Here is an 18915-nt window from a genome sequence, read left to right as displayed (position 1 = left end):
AGTAATGCCTTTGGCATGGAGCACTTTGCCAAAAATTGGCTCCGTGCTCCGGGTTAAAACAAATTAAAAGTTGTAGCTGAACTCAACACCAACGGTGCGTGGCTTAGATACCCAAACCTGAGTATTGTTAATGCCGTAACCGTATTGGTTGTTCAAGTCACCGTTTGCCCAACCGCGCTCGAAGTACTCTTCACTGAAGATGTTCTCTACCCAAAGTACCGCACTCCACTCAGCTTCGGCATCGTATCCAATGCGAAGATTCGTTTCGTGGTGGCTGTCCTGGGAAACTTGCGAGTTGTTGTCTAGGTCGCTGTACTGTTTACCTTGGAAGAAGTGCTCAACAGTTACGTAGGCTTCACCAGCTTCCATTGGCATGCTGTAAGTAGCTACAGTAGAGGTGCTGAACTTAGGTGAGAATGGCAACTGATTACCTTCACAGGCTTCGTTACAAGCCGTACCTACAACGTCGGTATCGTCAGAGATTTCAGTATCCTGATAAGACGCGGTGAAGAACAAATCTAGGTTTTCATTTGGCAAGTAGCGAATGTCTAATTCAAAACCGGTACCTTCAGCTTCACCTAGGTTTTCAACCTTGGTGGCACCGTTATCAAAATATGACAACTGCAAATCTTCGTAAGTATAAGAATACAAAGCGAAGTTGGCTTGCAAGGTGTTTTCTAGCAGTTTGGTTTTAATACCAATCTCAAAGCTGTCTACAGTTTCTGGTGCAAAGGCTTCTGGCTTGGTACCTGGGTCGGCTACACCATCTTCATCGTTATCAACTAAGATAGCACCGTAGGTCGCGTAACCACCGGACTTATAACCCTGACCATAGTTGGCATATAGGGTGATTTCATCGCTTAACTGGTAGTTGGCAGCAATACGTTGGGTGGTGTCACTCCAAGTTTGCTTGTCGTAAACGAAATCTGGGATTACATATTCAAAGTTAAAGTTGTTACCTAGGTAGCCTCCAGAATCAGCTACACGTAGACCCATTTCTTTAGTGTCTTCGGTGTAACGAACGCCGTACATGATGTCTAGGTTTTCAGCTGGAGTCCAAGTTAGATCCGCAAATACCGCCCAACCATCAGCTTCAACTTTGTTGTAAATATCTTCACGCTTGCCATCTAGAACAGAGTCACGAGCTTCGGCGATATCATCAGCTGTCGGCTCTTCTTCTAGCCAGTAGCGTAAGAAGTTTGGATCAGCACAGCCGCCAGTTACCGGGCCATCAAAATCTGGGGAGTCGGTACGACCAATCGCATTACACAGCGCATCTTCGTCCGCGATGGTGCCGGTGTTGGCATCGATGCTTTCGTTGTAGTAGCTTGCGCCCAAGAAACCCACTAGGGTATCGCTTGCTTCAAAGTTTAAGCGTAGCTCTTGGCTGAAGTAGTCAACATCGGTATCTAGGAAGAAATTGTCGATCAATGTAGGGCGGGCATCATAATCTTCTACGTAGTAAAAGTTGTATGTCTTCCAGCCAGTGATCGAAGTTAGGCTCATGCTTTCATTTAGATCGATTTCAACATTAGCGGTAATATTGGCGATCTCACCTTCATCGATAGCGTCTTTGCCTTTTAGATCTTGGCTAACTTTATCTTTTGGTAGGCCAAGGGTTTCGTCCCAGTAGATTGAAGAGTTCTGCTCGCGGTCTTCATACTGAGCAGTAATGGTGGCATCAACGGTATCGCCAGAGTAACGCAAAGCAACACGTGCGGAACTACGGTCGTGGAAACCAAAGTCATCACCACCTTGGATATTTTCTAGGTAACCGTCTTCGGTTAAGCCGTAAACACTGGCGCGCATGGCCCAGTTTTCACTTAGTGGTACGTTTACGGTACCGGTAGTTTCAAAACGGTTATATTCGGCAATGCCTACTTTTACTTTGCCTTCAAACTCATCCATTACTGGCTTTTGAGTTTTGATGCTTACTGCACCGGCAATGGCATTACGACCAAATAGTGTGCCCTGCGGGCCCTTTACTACTTCGGCGCCAGCCATATCGTAGAAGGAGCTCTGTACACCACCGGTACGACCGGCCCATACACCGTCAACAAATACGGCTACTGATGGGTCACCGCCAACACCAAAATCGTTGGTGCTAATGCCGCGCATGGCCATTGCATCAGAGAAGCTGTCTTCAGTGGCACCACTGAAGCCTGGGGAAAGTACAACGAGATCGCGAACGTCTTCAACGCCAGCGCGCTCCATAAAGTTTTGGCTAAAAGCGTTTACCGCTAATGGCACGTCTTGCAGGCTTTGTTCGCGCTTCTGGGCGGTTACAACAACCTCCTCAATCTCCACTGCGACAGCAGACATACTGCTTGCAGCAATCGCCACAGACAGAAGGCTTTTGGAAAAATATTGCGTAGTTTTGCTCATGGGTAGACTCTCCACTGGAGTTTTATAGGTGTTATTTTGGCTGTGACCTTAGCTCCAGGGCTTCGGTCTTATATTGCGCAAACGCATTATTAAAATAGTCTAAGTTCGCGGGCTTGCTGCACTTGATGTAGCTGGGCCCAACGAGCTTTGGGGGCCTGTTAACAGGCCTTATGACATCCTAGCGCTGTGAGTAAAGCAAACAATGCCCCGTTTGGGGTAAGTGCTTCATTGGGATTGGCGGTTTGGGGGCTCTTAAGCCGTATAAAATACGGTTAGTTATCGTTGTCGCTGGCCGATTCGGGTTTGGCAAAATAGCTGGCCAGCGGGTCTTCCCCTGGAGATTGCTCAAAGTGGGAGAGAGAGTTAAGGAACAGCGAAAACAGCTCGGTTTGAGAGCTAACATCCAGTTTTTGGTACATATTCTTGCGATGACGGCGCAAGGTTTCGGGGGAGATGCCAAGCTTTTCGGCAGATAGATTGGTGTTATGACCTTGTAGCATCAAGCCCAAAACGTCCTTCTCGCGACCTGTGAGAAGCGAGCGGCCAAACAGGTCAAAAGCTCGGTGAACACTTTTATTCACACCGCGCACATCAATACGCTCACCTTCCATTTGCACCAAGTTGGCTAAGCGTGCGTGTAATTGTGAGATGCTACGAATGCTCGGCTCGATTTCCTGCAAGAAGCGCAGTTCTTCTTCGCTAAATGCCCGGGTTTGCTTATTACGCATCAGAGAGATGTGCAGGCAGGCATCGTCATCTAGCTCGATGATATAGGCAATCTCATCGCTGGTGTCCAGTTGGGCATAGTAGCTGCGGTAGTAGTCGCTTTGCTTAAAGTGTGAGGCGCTAATCTCGGTAATGCGATAGACCCCAGGGGATTTCTGATTCTTAATGCCGGAAAGATAAAAGGGGTCTAGTAAATAACCACCATCGATGTAGCGATCGATTTGAACATCAACTTCTTCACTGGCGATCTCGTAGTAAATGGCCTCAGGCGCTAAGTCGCGGCGAAACATCCAGATTTGGGGGTGATCCACTTCTAGGTGCTGTTGCAATACCGCCACCATTTGCGCAAAGAAAGCTTCTTTACCGCAGTGGTCTACAATTTGAGCCAGGGCCTGATTCCATTGGGCTAGGTTAGGCAGCGCGATAGGGCTAGTGGCTTGATCTGGCATGATTTGTAGGTTCTGGCGTTTGTTTATGCTTATGGTATTCCCTCAATCTAATCTTGCGCTGGGGCCTTGTCAAATCTTGCTTTAGTGGCCAAGTCCCGCTAATTGATTGTTTTTAAAGGCTAATGATAGTCCAAGAGCAATTTGCTGATTTCCATGGGCCTACCCCAGTTGGGGTGTTGTTGCTGGGCATGTGTTTATGATCCCATAAGCAGGTAATCCACGAATTGTATCACCACGGCCCTATCATCAAGGCAGCAGCTATCAAAAGCATGGTGCCACTGGCTGAATTGGAGAAGAGAATGAGCGAAGTACGTAGCACCGCCCAATGGCAGGAATTGGATGCCAAGCACCACCTGCACCCATTTACCGATTTTAAAGAGCTGGCCGAAAAGGGCAGTCGTATTATCGTTAAGGCCGAAGGCGTTTATATTTACGATAGCGAAGGCAATCAGGTTCTAGACGGTATGGCTGGTCTGTGGTGCTGTAACCTAGGTTACGGTCGCAAAGAGATTGTTGAAGCAGTAAATCAGCAGCTAACCGAGCTGCCGTTCTACAATAACTTCTTCCAGTGTAGCCACCCGCCTTCGATCGAATTGTCGCGCCTGCTGACTGAAATCGCACCTGAGCATATGAACAATGTGTTCTACACCAACTCGGGTTCAGAGGCTAACGACACTGTTATTCGTATGATCCACCGCTTTTGGGATCTGCAAGAGCAGCCAGAGCGCAAAACGATTATTGCTCGTAAGAATGGCTACCACGGCTCTACCATTGCTGCAGGCAGCCTTGGTGGTATGAATGGCATGCACAAGCAATACGCTACTTTACCAGGTATTGTCCACATCGATCAGCCTTACTGGTTTGGTGAAGGTGGCGATACTGATCCAGCTGAGTTTGGTGTTCAGGTTGCCCGCCAGCTAGAAGCTAAAATTGATGAGCTAGGCGCTGATAAGGTTGCCGCCTTTATTGCCGAGCCGATCCAGGGTGCCGGCGGTGTGATTGTTCCACCAGAATCTTACTGGCCTGAAATTTCACGCATCTGTGAAGAAAAAGGCATTTTGTTGGTATGTGACGAAGTGATTTGTGGCTTTGGTCGTACCGGTGAGTGGTTCGGTTCTACTTACTACGGCGCCAAGCCAGATCTAATGCCATTTGCTAAAGGCGTTACTAATGGCTACCAGCCTCTTGGTGGCGTAATGGTTTCCGATCGCGTAGCTGATGTTCTAAAAAGCAAAGGCGGCGAGTTTACCCACGGCTTTACTTACTCAGGTCACCCTGCAGCTTGTGCTGCCGCCATCGCGACCATTAAATCTTTGCAAGAAGGCAAGTACATCGAACGTGTTCGCGAAGAGACTGGCCCTTATTTGCAAAAACGCTGGGCTGAGTTGGCCGAGCACCCATTAGTTGGCGAAACTCGTGGCGTAGGTTTCTTGGCAGCTTTAGAGCTGGTAAAAGACAAAGCAAGCCGCGAGCGCTTTGACGATGATTGTACCGCAGGTGCAATTTGTCGAGATGCCTGTACCGAAAGTGGTTTGGTGATGCGCGCCGTTGGCGACATGATGGTGGTAGCGCCACCGCTAACGCTCACTAAAGAACAGATTGATGAGTTGGTGGAGAAGGCGAAAAAAGCCTTAGACATCACTCTAAGCAAGTTGACTTGATGTAGTGCATTAGCCCCAGCCTGAAAAGACTGGGGCTTTTTTTATGCCCCTTATTTGGTGGGGGTGGTAGCATAATAACAACACAAACTATAAAAGCCGCTTAAGCGGCATCTAAGCGATAGATTCAGGTACCTCATGAGCAAGCATATTAAATCTCTCCGATTACCCGACCTAACTCTGTTTACTGTCTCGGCCATTTTATTATTAGACACATTGGCGGCTGCTGCTGCAGTGGGGGTGTCGAGTATTTTTTGGTGGCTGTTTTTAGGTTTAATTTTCTTTTTACCATTCGGTTTGATTAGCGCAGAAATGGGCACCAGTTATCCTGAGCAGGGTGGTGTATATGCCTGGGTGCGAAATGCCTTTGGTAAACGCTGGGGATCGAGAATCTCCTGGGCCTATTGGGTAAACACCGCGCTTTGGAATCCGGCTATTTTTATTCTTTTTGCCGGTGTCTTTAAGCAACTGTTTGCGCCAGACTTATCGCTTGCATGGCAGATCGGGATGGGGATAGCGCTTTCTTGGGTGGCTGTAGTCATTAATATTATGACCCTCAACATCGGCAAGTGGGTGCCCAATTTAGGGGCTATTCTAAAGATTGTAATTTTTGCCGCCTTGATCATAGGTGGCTTGGTGCATGTACAAAACGAAGGCATGGCCAATGAAATTAACCTAAGCACAATTGCGCCCAATTGGAGTAGCAGTCTAGAGTATATTCCAGCCATTATTTACGGCATGCTGGGCTTCGAGCTAATGAGCTCGAGTAGTGAAGAAATGGAAAATCCTGCGCGAGATATACCTAAAGCAATTTTGATTTCTGGTTTAATAATTTTAGCGTTTTACAGTTTAGGTACCTTTGCTGTTTTAGCTGCGGTTCCAGTTGCCGATGTAAACTTAGTGGAAGGCTTGGTAGATACCTTAAATATGTTGTTTGGTGGTTCAAGCCTGGGCGCTGCTTTTGTGATGGTGCTGGGTGTGGCTGCGCTATATACCTTTTTCTCAAATGGTGTTACCTGGGCAATGGGTTGTAACCGCTCAATGGCCGAAGCCGCTATTGATGGTGAGTTGCCGAAAATCTTCGCCAAAGAACATGAGCGTTTCGGTACGCCTGTCGGTGCCGCTATTGCGATGGGTGTAGTAAGTACAGTTGTGTTATTGCTGTACGGATTGATGGCGTCTTCCAATGAAGATTTATTCTGGTCTTTATTTTCCTTCAGTGCGGTTATCTTCTTGTTAACCTACATCGGCATGATGCTGTCATTCTTAAAGTTACGTCGTGATGATGCTGATACAGTACGCCCATTTAAAGTGCCAGGCGGCCCTTTTGTTGCGCGCTTGTTGGCTTATCTTTGTTTGGCCGTCATCGTATTGGCAATCGTACTATTTATCTATGTACCGGAAGAGGGCATGCAGTGGCCGGTATTGATTGGCACTATAGTGACGATGTTGTTGGGTGAAGTACTGGTTCGCGTAGCTGAGTCTCAGGGCGAACGAGCTTAGTTTTCGATTGTTTCGTTTGTAATCTTGCAGCAATAATTGATCTATTGCTGCAAGATTTTTCCCTTTGATCTATTGTCTTTTATTGGCATATTGATTTCTGTTGCTGCGGTCTCTATCAAGCGTAATATCACGTCATGGAGACTGTAGCCTGCTTCTGCAATTATTCCTTTTTATCTGTCATATCTTAAGGAGTGTTTGTGGATCTATTACTGCAGGAATTAGTCAGTCTGTTGAACGGGAATGATCCCTCTAAGTTTATCGTTGTAGCGCTTTTTTGGTTAATTGCTGTAACGCCTATTTTATTCTCCTTTTGGAAGAACTTTCGCTTTAGTAAACAACAAGCAATGATTGATGCTTTGGCGCTTCCCCAGTTATGCGGCATAAGCAGGGAGTGCCTTGAGGAATCGTTAGCGCAGGAAAGTTACCGCCTATGTACAGGCTTGGATGCAGATAAGAAACTTCGCGAGGCGATATTATTGGCATTCAAGTCATGCCCCAAAAAACTTCCCATTAGAGATTATCATCGAGCGGGTAACTTCGTTAAGTTATCGGCAGGAAAGTTGCAGGTTAATATTGCTTGGGGAGACTACTTCTTGGCTGTTTATTTGTTTGGCTCGGCATTATTTTTATATCTCTGTTCTATGGGCCTTGTGGCTGTTGTTGTTCTCAAGCAGAGCGCTACAGTGTCGGATATGCTTTATAGTCTCGCGCTCACGGTAGTCTTCCTGCTGGGAACTTATCTATCGGTTCTAATGGCAGCTCCAACCGTTTCTGCCCATAGAGTTAAGAAATCATTAGCCCTTCATTAAGCTTATCTTGTTGTTTTAAAAGCACTTTTTTATAAATCTAAAATATTACTTTCCAATATGGAAAGTAATAGCTATAGTTACTTTCCATGTTGGAAAGTAACTGTGTAGGAGCGAGCGAATGAGTAATAATGAATCTATCGATGCAAAAGCCGCCCAGGCGGCCTTGAATGAAATTGAAAGCAGCCAAAAGAATATGCAGAAGGCCTTAAGGGTGCCTTTATGGATGTCGGCCTGTATTAGCATTAGCTATGGTTTTATTGTATTTGGTTGGGGTATGACTGAACATGAAAACCTTTGGGCTCTGGCCATGTGGATTGGGGGAGCTTTCTTTTTTGGTTTTGTCTTATTAGCAGTTTATAGTTCCAAATTGCTAGGAATGAAGATCAATATCCTTCCTAAAACCAGTAGCAGTGCGATGTTTCATCTACTGAGTGGTATTGTTTTAGCGTTCTTATTGGTTGCCGGAAGAGAGCTACGTTTGCTGGGTTTTGAGTTTGCGCCTTTTGTATCCGCATTTTTATGTGCCGCGTTAATGATGTATTTTCAGCATTGGCATCCAGCCGGAGAATTGCAAAGGGCTGGAAGTAACAATGAGTAAGCTAGATACGGTTATTCATGCGCCGAATCGCTTGCAGATATGCGCCGCGCTATCTACGGCTTCTGAACTGGAGTTTAAGTTCCTAAAAGAGCAGTTGGAAGTGAGTGATTCGGTGTTATCGAAACATCTAAAAACTTTGGAAGAAGCAGGCTACATCAGCATTACCAAACGAAGTGACTATGCGCGACCGCGAAGTTGGATTGCTTTGACGTCTATAGGCAGGCAAGCCTTTAGTGGTCATGTGGCAGCATTAAAAGAAATTGTTGCTGAGCTAAATGATTAATTTGCGAAGAATATCAAATCAGAAGAAACAAAAAAGCCTGCGAATGCAGGCTTTTTTGTTTGCTTTTCGTCGGTTCGATTATTCAAACAAACCAAAAGTAATACGGTGATACCAAGGACGATCTCCGCTAGCCTCTTGTGCATCAACTGCTTGGCGGGCTTTGCGGTCAGCTTTATAGGCTGGATTATAAACCGCACGGCTATCAAATCCTGGTGGGTCTTGTTTGTCCATAAAGCCAAAGGTTGCTTTGCTTAACCAGCCGCGTTCGCCAGAATCGGCATGGAACTGGTAGTTGAAGCTGCCATCGTTGCCGATTGCTGGGTGCTCTGGGTAGTTTTCTTTAAGAACCGCTAAGTTTGTCTCGGCTAAATCATCCATGCCTAGAGCGTGGTAGCCTTGAACCATTACTGCTAGGCCATCAGGTACCGCTGGGGTTTTTTGGAAGTTCTCAATCACATAGCGACCACGATTAGTGGCTGCTACGTAAGCACCACGCTTAAAATAGTAGTTAGCTACGTGAATTTCATAGCGCGCTAGCAAGTTACGTAAATAGATCATGCGCTTTTCAGCATCCGGCGCATAAGGGCTATTAGGGAAGCGAGCAATCAGCTGTGAAAAGTAGGTGAATGATTCGCGAGCGCTACCTGGGTCACGACGGGTAAGGTCAGTAGGTAAGAAGCGTTCAAAAAGACCTTTACCTTCAGAAAATGAAGAGAGGCCTTTCATATAATAGGCATAGTCTACATTACGGTGTTGAGGGTGTAGGCGAATAAAGCGATCGGCAGCGGCAGAGGCGGCCTCAGTTTCAGAGCTCTTATAGTAGGCGTAAATTAACTCGAGCTGAGCTTGCTCGGCATATTTACCAAAGGGAAAGCTCTCTTCCAGCGCTTGTAGAGTTTTGGTTGCGCGCTCCCACTGCTTGGTGTCCAACTGGCGTTTTGCGGCTTCGTAAAACTGACGCTCGGTATCATACTGAGGCTTATCCTCTTCTTCTTCATCTTGGAAGTAAGAGCAACCGCTTAAGGTGAGTGCCAATAAAAGGCTTAAGACCAGCTTGGCCCCGATGTAGGGGTAGTTTTGCATGTTCAGAACTCTCTATTAGGAGTGTTTTAGTTTTTCTTGTGGAAACGGTTTAAAATAACCACTTTCCGCCCAAACGAGTTATCGATCGCTTGTTGTCTGATGGTCAGAATGTCACAGTAAAGCTGCGAGCATTTGGCCGACAAAAAGTTAAGGGTGCTATTTAAACACAAGGCCGAGCGAAACCCCAAGGTATTCGTTCTGCCTGAGCCGATATAGCTTGATTGCCTGTTAAGGCCTTCAAAAATAAGGCAAATCCTTCGATCTTAATGCCGCAGTTAAGTCCTGTGTTGTTCAAAAAACAGGCGTTTAGACTGTTTTTAAGCTTGAAAATACACAGTGGCAATAACGCTGCACAGATTTTGGCCGGCAGGCCATAGGTAGACATTAGAATGAATGAAAATATCCCTCCTGTAGATGAGCTAGACGATTTATCTGAAGAAGCAGTTAATAAGCGGGTCGAAGAATCGGCCACAGTTGCTGAGACGGCCAGTGGTCAGCGCCTAGATCAGGCGGCCGCCGAATTGTTTTCTTCCTACTCTCGCTCTAAATTACAAGCATGGATTAAGAGCGGAGAGCTCACTGTTAATGGGTCAAAAGCTAAAACACGAGATAAGATGCTAGGCGGGGAGCTGCTTGAGCTAAAAGCTGAGTTGCAAGAACAAGGTAGCTGGCAGCCCGAGGCGATTGATCTGGATATTGTTTATGAGGATAGCGATATCCTGGTGCTGAATAAGCCCATGGGCTTGGTGGTGCACCCTGCAGCGGGGAATCATACGGGTACCTTATTAAATGCTTTATTGCACCACTGCCCCGATCTAATTCATGTGCCCCGAGCTGGTATTGTGCACCGTTTGGATAAGGACACCACTGGTTTGATGGTGGTGGCGAAGACCTTGGAAGCCCACACTGACCTAGTTGCACAGTTACAAGAGCGTAGCGTATCGCGGGAATATGAAGCTATCTCGCAAGGTGTGATGACAGGCGGTGGTATGGTGGAAGCCAATATTGGTCGCCACCCTAAGCAGCGCACTAAGATGGCGGTGCTGAATTTTGGTGGTAAAGAGGCCATCACCCATTATCGAGTGATTAAGCGTTTTGATGCTTATACTCATATTCGCTTGAAGCTTGAAACAGGTCGAACTCACCAAATTCGTGTTCATATGGCTCATATAGGATACCCCTTGGTAGGGGACTCGGCGTATGCCGGCCGCTTTAAAATTCCTAAGGGCTTAGATAAAGCACTTATAGAAAAACTACGTGGCTTTCCTCGCCAGGCCTTGCATGCTGCGCAGTTGGGCTTGATTCACCCAACTAGCGGTGAATATATGGAGTGGGATGCTGAGCTGCCTGCGGATATGGTGGATTTGCTTGCTGATCTTAAAGCATCCCAAACCGGATTTGAAACGCTTTGATTTTTAGAGTGGGCTCTTAGGATAAGGAGATATTCTGTGGCAGCTGATTTTGAATACACACCCGATATACCTTTGCCAGAGAATATTGGCCTGCTCGTCACTCGGCGCTTAGGAGGCCAGAGTCAGGGGCCATACAGCGGTTTTAATGTTGCGGATCACGTTGCTGATGACGCGGCCGCGGTTGCCGCGAACAGAGAGCTGCTGTTAAATTCGATGTCCGCTGCCGAGCGCATCCAATGGCTAAATCAGACGCACAGCTGCCAGATGATTCAGGCTGGGCAAGAGCAGTGTCCAAATGCTGATGCCAGCTTTAGCACTGAAGCTGGGCTGGCCTGTGCAGTTTTAACGGCTGATTGCTTGCCGGTGTTAATGTGGCGTTTGGATGGTTCGGCGGTAGCGGCAATTCATGCGGGTTGGCGTGGTTTAGCGAACGGAATTTTATTGGACAATTTTGGCGAGCTAAATAAGCAGGGTAATAAAAGCAGCCCATGGCAGGCCTATATAGGGCCTGCGATTAGCCAGCAGTATTTTGAAGTGGGTGTTGAGGTATTGGAGACCTTTTTTGAGGTCGCTCCAAATGCCGATATTCTGGAGGCTATAGCAGCGGCATCCTTGCCATCTAAAAACAACCCTTTGAAGTATCACTTAGACTTGGCCGCTATTGCTAAAGCGCAGCTAGCAAGTTTGGGGCTTGCCAATATTTATGGTGGCGATGAATGCAGCTTTGCTGATGAGCATAATTACTTTTCCTTCCGTCGCTCTAGTCAGGCTGGCGACAGCCGCTGCGGCCGCATGGCCAGTTTGATCTGGCGCAAATAAGCGATCGAAAGCAACCGTGTTTTTTAGGTAACTGTTGAATTCTCAAAGCTTGTCCCCATCTAATATATAGAGCCTAATATAGTATATATAAAGGCTGAGCGGGGCGGGCTGCCCCATGTGCGACTCGTGCTTGAATGCAAGGCGGGTGATAGATACGAGGCCTGATGGCTCGTAAAACACATAGAGGTGATTATGCGATTCGATCGTCTGACTAATCAGTTACAAAGCGCCCTTTCTGAAGCGCAATCTTTGGCCGTTGGCCAAGACCATACCCAATTAGATGCCGTACACCTGTTAGCAGCAATGCTGCAGCAACAGGGTAGTGCGGTGAGACCGCTATTAAACCAAGCCGGCTTTGATATGGCGGGTTTAAATCAAGCTATTGAAAAAAAGCTGGCTGAGCTTGCTAAGGTTAACAATCCTACGGGCGAGGTGCCGCTATCCAGTGAGCTGGCGCGTCTCTTAAATCTCGCTGATAAAACTGCGCAACAACATGGTGATCAGTTTATTGCCAGTGAGGCGGTTTTATTAGCTGCCTGGAAAGACGGCAGCAACTCATTGGCCAGTCTTTTAGAAGCCCATGGTGATATTAAACATCTAGAAAACACCATTAAAACCATTCGAGGTGGTGAATCTGTGGATAGCCCAGAGGCAGAAGGCAATCGCCAAGCTTTAGATAAATACACGGTAGATTTAACCGAGCGTGCATTGGCGGGTAAGCTAGACCCGGTGATTGGTCGTGACGATGAAATTCGTCGCACCGTACAAGTGCTTCAGCGCCGTACTAAAAACAATCCAGTATTAATTGGTGAGCCAGGTGTGGGTAAAACTGCGATTGTTGAAGGTTTGGCTCAGCGTATTGTTAATGGTGAAGTACCCGAAGGCCTAAAAGATAAAAAGCTATTATCTTTGGATCTTGGTTCTCTTTTGGCGGGTGCAAAATTTCGCGGCGAATTTGAAGAGCGTTTAAAAAGTGTTTTGAATGAGCTATCAAAACAAGAAGGGCAAGTTATTCTCTTTATTGATGAATTGCACACCATGGTAGGGGCGGGTAAAACCGATGGCGCCATGGATGCTGGCAATATGTTAAAACCTGCCTTGGCGCGTGGAGAGTTACACTGTGTGGGTGCAACCACACTAGATGAGTACCGCCAGTATATTGAAAAAGATGCCGCACTTGAGCGTCGTTTCCAAAAGGTTCAGGTCGATGAGCCAACAGAAGAAGATACCATTGCGATTTTACGCGGTTTAAAAGAGCGCTATGAGGTCCACCACGGTGTTGATATCACCGACTCCGCGATTATTGCTGCCACCAAACTGTCCCAGCGCTATATCAGTGATCGCCAGTTACCGGATAAAGCTATCGATCTTGTGGATGAAGCGGCGAGTAGAATTCGCATGGAGATAGATTCCAAACCAGAGGATATGGATCGTTTGGAGCGCCGCCTAATTCAATTAAAAATTGAACGTGAAGCGGTGAAAAAAGATGAATCAGAAGGTGCACGCAAACAGTTAGAGTTGCTGGATGCTGACATTTTAGAGGTTGAACGCAAGTACGCCGATCTTGATGAAATATGGCGCGCCGAAAAATCGGCGCTCAGCGGTTCCGCCGAAGCCAAAAGCCAGTTGGAACAAGCCAAGCTTGACCTAGAATCCGCCCGCCGTGCTGGTGATCTAGGGCGCATGTCGGAGTTGCAATACGGTTTGATTCCTCAGCTGGAAAAGCAGATAGCAACTGCTGACACCGCCGAACAAGCGCCCATGCAGCTACTGCGTAACAAAGTTACCGATGAAGAAATTGCGGAAGTTGTTTCCAAGTGGACAGGTATTCCAGTCAGTAAAATGCTCGAAGGAGAACGTGAAAAACTGCTGCAAATGGAAGGTGTGTTACACAAGCGTGTCATAGGCCAAAGTGAGGCTGTTGTTGCTGTATCTAATGCGGTACGTCGCTCTCGCGCTGGCCTATCAGACCCGAATCGCCCCAATGGCTCCTTCTTATTTTTAGGGCCAACCGGTGTCGGTAAGACCGAGCTGTGTAAAGCCTTAGCGACATTCCTGTTCGATACCGAAGACGCTTTGGTGCGAATCGATATGTCGGAGTTTATGGAGAAGCACTCCGTTGCTCGATTAATCGGTGCGCCTCCTGGGTATGTGGGTTACGAAGAGGGCGGATATTTAACTGAAGCCGTTCGCCGTAAGCCATATTCTGTGGTGCTACTAGATGAGATCGAAAAGGCGCACCCAGATGTTTTCAATATTCTATTGCAGGTCTTAGAAGACGGCCGCTTAACCGATGGCCAGGGGCGCACGGTCGATTTTCGCAATACCGTCGTGGTAATGACCTCGAATATGGGCTCGGATCGAATTCAGGATTTGGCAAATGACCGCTCATACGACGCTATCGATTTCAATGCGCCCGCTGAAGACTCTACCTTAACGGAAACTCGTTATGCGGCAATGAAGGAAGCGGTTATGGAGGTTGTTACTCAACACTTTCGCCCTGAACTGATTAACCGAATTGATGAGTCAGTAGTATTTCATCCGTTGGGTAAGGAACATATTCAGAGCATTGCAAATATTCAGCTGGCACGTTTAAGTCAGCGATTGGCAGAACGTGAGCTGAGTATAGAGCTTGATGACTCGGTCATGGATATGATTTCTGAAGCGGGCTTTGATCCAGTCTATGGTGCGAGGCCTTTAAAGCGGGCAATTCAGGCCTTAGTGGAAAATCCACTGGCGGAAGATATTTTGTCTGGTAAGTTTTCGCCAGGACAGACCATTGTGGCAAGTTTAAATGGCAATAAATTAGCCTTTGAAGCTCATTAATAAATAAGCAGAAAAGCAAGATAAAGGCCAGTGTAGTATTTATACTTCACTGGCCTTTTTATTTGTAAGGATTCGAGTTTAATAGCTTCTTTTAGCCAAAGTAGTTGAAACCTAGCAGATTCCAGTAGTAATAGAAGGCCAACGTAAAAAGGGCTAGTACCATGGTAAACCAAGCTGAGGGATACTGAGGTTTTCTTTTATAAAGATCTTGCACAAGCCCGAGTATTAGAACTGCGCCTGAGAAGCTTGAAAGTATTGGCAAAAACAAGGCCAAGGTAATTGAGCTGGGGAAGCCGTTGACGATGGTGGGTAGGCTTAGCAAGGACAGTGTCATCATTATGAAAAACAGCAATGTAAAAGCTGACCAGCTAAGCTGGCTGTAAAATAGAGCCCCAGAAATTTTTAGTAATTGGCCGCGTCGATATAAAAGGTGGATTAGAATAGCCAAAGATAGCATTGGGATAATAATCAGGCACAGTAATACCGTTGTCTTGCTTTCAAAGAACGAGGCTTTATAGTACTGGGTGTAGGCTTTACCATCCTCGACCATATTATCTATTTTTCCAGCGCTATCACGTTGAAAAGCAATACGCCCATAGCCGCCCAGCTCTTGAAATAAATCTTTATCGACCATTTGATAGCGTTTGTCACGATATAATAGATAAGACTGCTGTTGGGCTGTTATTGCTTCTATGGTGCGGCCGTTTAGTACACGAAGTAAGGCTTCAACTTTACTGAAACTCGCCCGCCAGGGGAGATAATCCCCCTGATACTCTTGCAGCTTATCGATTGCTAGTGATTGGTACTCAGGAGTTGAGTTTGGGGCGGTAAAGTAATGTGAATAAAACTCAGAAAGAAAGGTTTGGTATACCTGCCGGCCACCAGCTCCGCTGAAACTGGCAAATACGATTAGCTTTTCTTGTTTGGAAATACCTAAATGGGAATAAAACCATGCGCTGGCGCCTTCGTGACCAAAGATTTTTAGCTTGTCATTTCCAAATCGCCTTTTGATAAATCCAAGTCCCATTCCTCGAGTTCTGGGGTCATGACTGAAACCTTCAGATATCATTTGCGCCAGGGTTTCTTGCTCCAGAATACGCCGGCCATTGAATTCCCCGCCATTAAGTAGGGCTGAAGCAAAGCGAATAATATCTTCTGCAGAAATGGCTGCTGACCCAGCTGGTGCAAAACTGGCAATTCTTTCATAGGGGGTGGGCTTATACCCACCAGCAGACCACTTGTAAGCCTGCACTATATGTTTATCGAGTGGAGCTTGTGGAGGTTCTATAAAGGTCGCGTATTTCATCCCAAGTACATCAAAGATGTGGCGCTGAACATAATCTTCGAAGCTTAAGCCGCTAACGTTGGCCACGATTAAGCCTGCCAAAGCTGTGGCCCAGTTTGAATAAGCAGTATGTTTACCAGGAGGGTTAATTCGTTCTGGCTGGTATTTTTCCAGCGCTTCGGCTAGGGGCAATACAAACTCTTCCTGATCCAAAATTAGATAGCCAAGAGCACCATCTTCTAGCCCAGTAGTGTGAGTCATTATATGCCGCAGACTTATCGCTTGCCCGGGCCAGCTGTTTTTCAGTTTGAATTGGTGCAGATATTGATTGACGTCAGTGTCGAGATCGAGTTTTCCCCGTTCTACCATCTGCATCACGGCTACCCAAGTAAAGAGTTTAGAGATAGAGCCCGGCCGAAATAAGCTGCGTTTAACATCTATAGTAATGCCTTTGTTGTCGGCATTGGCAAATTGTTGCCAGCCATAGCCTTTGCTAATTAATGGAACACCATCTTTGTAGATTGCTACCACCCCTGAGGGGCTGTGGTGTTTTTTCATTGCGTTAAGCACTAGGCCGTCAATGTAGCTTTCTAGGCTCTCAGAATTTTCGATAGTTTTACTGAAGGAGACTTGAGAGAACAGGCTTAGAGACAGTATTAAAAGGTTTCGGATAACTGCTGGCATATTGGAAATCTCAGGGTAAATATCGTTGCCGCTGTTGATCGCAGCTCTGTATTGGTTTTTAGCTCTGCAGATACTAGTACATTTGGGGAAAAAGACCCCCCTTACGGGGGGACCGGCAAAACAACGCCGGAGAGTATGTATTCTGTGAAGCTTAAAACCGGTAGCGATACCTCAAGCCCACCGTTCTTGGTGAGGTAAAAATGGCCGAGGATGATAGGGCTCCATTGCCAGATATCGTATCCGTACGGTTCATTATTGACTGCGTATCGAGAAGATTGTTCATATAAAAACTGAGTTGATGTGATTCTTTTTCAAGGCTTAGACTGCTATCTACTACAGTATAAGCATCTACTTCGATAGATTGTTGTGTGCTTGAACGAGAAAAGCTCGAGTCAAGTTGACCAATATATCGCCCAGCAAAAAGAAGATTAGCCTGCCAACCTTGGAGGTCACCGAGTTCATATGCCAATTGAATGGAGCTACTCCATAAGGCTTGTCCTGGATAACGTTCTCCGGCTATTCCACCAAGGCCGGGTTCGTCATCACTTAGGTAACTATCGCTATAGCTAATTCCTAGCTGTAGATTTAATCGCTCGAATAATTGCTGCGATAAATTGAAGTCTACCCCTTTTGCCATCAAGCGACCTTGAGCGTTCGCGCCTACAGACACGCCATTAAAAGCAAAGCGAGTTTGAAAGTTATCCCAATCGGAATACCACAGCGAGAGCTCATATTGCAGGCTGGCATCGTGATTGAAACCCTTGAAGCCTAACTCGTAGGACCAAATCTCATCGGATTCAACAAAGGTTTGAGCTAAGTTTTCGCCTGTCGCTGGATTTAAAAGTGCAAGGTTGGCTGATATAGGGCGATATCCACTGGCAACTCGCGTATAAACCGAAAGTTGTTCGCTAGGGCGATAGCGTATAGTAGCCAAATAAGTTACCGTTTGATCGCTAAATTGGCTTAGGTCTTGTCCCGGCCCGGTCAGTGGACCACTGCTAATATTTTCCATTTCCGTTTCATGATCGCTATAGCGTAAGCCCAAAGTGACATCAAGGTCTTCGTTAAAATACCAAGTTGCATCACCAAAAAATGCCAACTCTTCGTACGCGGAAGGGAAACTAACATCAAAGAGCCCTGTACCTAGGTAAGGCTCCGGTATCGCTTGTTGTCGATTACCGCTATCTTCATTCATATAAAATAAGCCTAAGATCCACTCGAAGCTTTGATTTTGCTGGGAACTTAGACGAATCTCTTGCACAAAACGTTGCATGTCTTGATTTGAAATTGTGATGACGCTCTCAGTACTCCCAGGGCTAAGGCCATAGATAGCATCGTTTACCGGTGCTAGCTGAGCACTACGATCGAGGTTGACGAATACACTGCGATCCGAAAGACTGCTGACGGAGTTCAATTGTCCCCACTCAAAATTATAATCAAAGCTGACGGAGCTGATTTTGGTCTCACTTTGCAAAGGTAGTGGCTGATTGATTGTGCTGTAATGTGCAAAGGCCGGTGTGTCCGTGCCCGGTAATAGAGTAACGCTACTGAGTAAATCACTTTCGCCTTCTTGCTTTAGGTACTTAAATTTAATCTGGGCTGATTCATTAACTTCCCAAAGCAGATCAACTGAAACGCCTTTGCTTTGAGCTTGATCAGCGCGTTTACGTAGTGGGTTTCCGTTCTCAGCAGCTACAACTTGCGTAAAACCAGCATCATCTGCCTGAAAAACCGACAGGGTAGCGCCCAGGGAGTCTTTAATGATTGGGCCACTCAATCGGCCGCTTACGATAGTATTATGGCTGCCTGGACCTTTATTATGTGAAAGGTCCACACTGAATTCCCCTCGCACTTCATGTAAAGAAGGCGCACGGCTAATGTAGCGAATCATACCTCCCACCGAAGAAGCGCCATACAAGGTTCCCTGAGGGCCTTTAATAACTTCTATACGGCTTAAATCGATCAAGGAGGCATCGATCGTGCCCCCAGCAGCTCCACTAAAACCGCTTGCGCTTATTAAGGGGGTATCGTCGACATAAATACCCACCGTTCGAATGGCTCCTGATTGAGGAATTCCTCTCATGGTTATGGTTCCGACACCTCGGCCTCCACCGTCTTCCCAGTTGACGCCCGGGGTGTACTCGATAATATCCTGTAGCTCATTGAAACCTTGAGCTTGAAGCGCTTGTGGGTCAATAGAGGCAACGGAAGCAGCAACATCTTGTAAGTTCTCCTCGCGTCGGCTTGCGGTAACTACAATTTCTTCAAGTTGAACCGATTTTTCTTGAGTGTTGGCAATGGCGACCTGGCTGCTACTTAAGCCGCTCAACGACAATAAGGCAGCTTGGGCATACTTGGGGATCATGGGTATTCTCCTGCTACAGAATTTTTAGTG

At 46.6% G+C, this 18915-nt stretch carries 13 protein-coding genes; 8 read left to right on the top strand and 5 right to left on the bottom strand.

Translation table 11 applies throughout. The features are described 5' to 3' along the window. Positions 1–63: 63 nt before the first annotated feature. Positions 64–2385, bottom strand: a complete 2322-nt coding sequence (locus Q1A08_RS12855) for a TonB-dependent receptor (protein WP_299773517.1) — start codon at positions 2383–2385, stop codon at positions 64–66. A gap of 272 nt (positions 2386–2657) precedes the next feature. Then, positions 2658–3560 (bottom strand): LuxR C-terminal-related transcriptional regulator, encoded by a 903-nt coding sequence (locus tag Q1A08_RS12850; RefSeq protein WP_299773515.1) that lies wholly within the window; start codon positions 3558–3560, stop codon positions 2658–2660. A 299-nt stretch (positions 3561–3859) separates the two neighbouring features. Here Q1A08_RS12850 and Q1A08_RS12845 point away from each other — a divergent pair, with 299 nt between their 5' ends. The 5 genes from Q1A08_RS12845 (at position 3860) to Q1A08_RS12825 (ending at position 8411) form a co-directional block, all read left to right on the top strand. Next, complete coding sequence (locus Q1A08_RS12845) at positions 3860–5221, top strand: aspartate aminotransferase family protein (protein ID WP_299773513.1); 1362 nt, start codon at positions 3860–3862, stop codon at positions 5219–5221. 135 nt (positions 5222–5356) lie between these two features. Continuing rightward, complete coding sequence (locus Q1A08_RS12840; protein WP_299773511.1) at positions 5357–6721, top strand: APC family permease; 1365 nt, start codon at positions 5357–5359, stop codon at positions 6719–6721. A gap of 197 nt (positions 6722–6918) precedes the next feature. Beyond that, positions 6919–7530 (top strand): hypothetical protein, encoded by a 612-nt coding sequence (locus tag Q1A08_RS12835; protein WP_299773509.1) that lies wholly within the window; start codon positions 6919–6921, stop codon positions 7528–7530. A gap of 118 nt (positions 7531–7648) precedes the next feature. Continuing rightward, entirely contained in the window at positions 7649–8128 is a 480-nt protein-coding gene (locus Q1A08_RS12830) for a hypothetical protein (protein WP_299773507.1), read from the top strand. Then, positions 8121–8411: a transcriptional regulator gene (locus Q1A08_RS12825; protein ID WP_299773506.1), complete on the top strand. Its 291-nt coding sequence runs from the start codon at positions 8121–8123 to the stop codon at positions 8409–8411. The genes Q1A08_RS12830 and Q1A08_RS12825 overlap by 8 nt, the downstream gene beginning before the upstream one ends. A 78-nt stretch (positions 8412–8489) precedes the next feature. On the opposite strand, the gene Q1A08_RS12820 is transcribed toward Q1A08_RS12825, so the two are convergent. Then, positions 8490–9494, bottom strand: coding sequence for an outer membrane protein assembly factor BamD (locus Q1A08_RS12820; protein ID WP_363323532.1), 1005 nt, complete (start codon positions 9492–9494; stop codon positions 8490–8492). A 389-nt stretch (positions 9495–9883) separates the two neighbouring features. Here Q1A08_RS12820 and rluD point away from each other — a divergent pair, with 389 nt between their 5' ends. The 3 genes from rluD to clpB all read left to right on the top strand — a co-directional run bounded on the left by rluD (position 9884) and on the right by clpB (position 14551). Next, a complete protein-coding gene (gene rluD / locus Q1A08_RS12815; RefSeq protein WP_299773504.1) occupies positions 9884–10906 on the top strand; it encodes a 23S rRNA pseudouridine(1911/1915/1917) synthase RluD in 1023 nt (340 codons plus the stop codon). Between the two features lie 36 nt (positions 10907–10942). Then, complete coding sequence (gene pgeF, locus Q1A08_RS12810; protein ID WP_299773502.1) at positions 10943–11725, top strand: peptidoglycan editing factor PgeF; 783 nt, start codon at positions 10943–10945, stop codon at positions 11723–11725. 192 nt (positions 11726–11917) lie between these two features. Then, positions 11918–14551, top strand: coding sequence for an ATP-dependent chaperone ClpB (clpB, locus tag Q1A08_RS12805; protein WP_299773500.1), 2634 nt, complete (start codon positions 11918–11920; stop codon positions 14549–14551). Between the two features lie 91 nt (positions 14552–14642). Here the strand turns inward: clpB and Q1A08_RS12800 are convergent, their stop codons facing one another. Together Q1A08_RS12800 and Q1A08_RS12795 are read right to left on the bottom strand one after the other, a co-directional pair. Next, complete coding sequence (locus Q1A08_RS12800) at positions 14643–16520, bottom strand: serine hydrolase (protein WP_299773498.1); 1878 nt, start codon at positions 16518–16520, stop codon at positions 14643–14645. Between the two features lie 151 nt (positions 16521–16671). Further along, positions 16672–18885 (bottom strand): TonB-dependent receptor, encoded by a 2214-nt coding sequence (locus Q1A08_RS12795; RefSeq protein ID WP_299773496.1) that lies wholly within the window; start codon positions 18883–18885, stop codon positions 16672–16674. Positions 18886–18915: the final 30 nt, after the last annotated feature.

It is taken from the genome of uncultured Pseudoteredinibacter sp. (assembly GCF_947500695.1).
Taxonomy (GTDB): domain Bacteria; phylum Pseudomonadota; class Gammaproteobacteria; order Pseudomonadales; family Cellvibrionaceae; genus Pseudoteredinibacter.
Note: the sequence above shows the minus strand (reverse complement) of the source record. Positions and strands in the feature narration are given on the sequence as shown.

Excerpts from the sequence above, each read along its gene's own strand:
- Q1A08_RS12855 (WP_299773517.1), bottom strand. The coding sequence starts at position 2,385 with ATGAGCAAAACTACGCAATATTTTTCCAAAAGCCTTCTGTCTGTGGCG.
- Q1A08_RS12850 (WP_299773515.1), bottom strand. The coding sequence starts at position 3,560 with ATGCCAGATCAAGCCACTAGCCCTATCGCGCTGCCTAACCTAGCCCAA.
- Q1A08_RS12845 (WP_299773513.1), top strand. The coding sequence starts at position 3,860 with ATGAGCGAAGTACGTAGCACCGCCCAATGGCAGGAATTGGATGCCAAG.
- Q1A08_RS12840 (WP_299773511.1), top strand. The coding sequence starts at position 5,357 with ATGAGCAAGCATATTAAATCTCTCCGATTACCCGACCTAACTCTGTTT.
- Q1A08_RS12830 (WP_299773507.1), top strand. The coding sequence starts at position 7,649 with ATGAGTAATAATGAATCTATCGATGCAAAAGCCGCCCAGGCGGCCTTG.
- Q1A08_RS12825 (WP_299773506.1), top strand. The coding sequence starts at position 8,121 with ATGAGTAAGCTAGATACGGTTATTCATGCGCCGAATCGCTTGCAGATA.
- Q1A08_RS12820 (WP_363323532.1), bottom strand. The coding sequence starts at position 9,494 with ATGCAAAACTACCCCTACATCGGGGCCAAGCTGGTCTTAAGCCTTTTA.
- rluD (WP_299773504.1), top strand. The coding sequence starts at position 9,884 with ATGAATGAAAATATCCCTCCTGTAGATGAGCTAGACGATTTATCTGAA.
- clpB (WP_299773500.1), top strand. The coding sequence starts at position 11,918 with ATGCGATTCGATCGTCTGACTAATCAGTTACAAAGCGCCCTTTCTGAA.
- Q1A08_RS12800 (WP_299773498.1), bottom strand. The coding sequence starts at position 16,520 with ATGCCAGCAGTTATCCGAAACCTTTTAATACTGTCTCTAAGCCTGTTC.
- Q1A08_RS12795 (WP_299773496.1), bottom strand. The coding sequence starts at position 18,885 with ATGATCCCCAAGTATGCCCAAGCTGCCTTATTGTCGTTGAGCGGCTTA.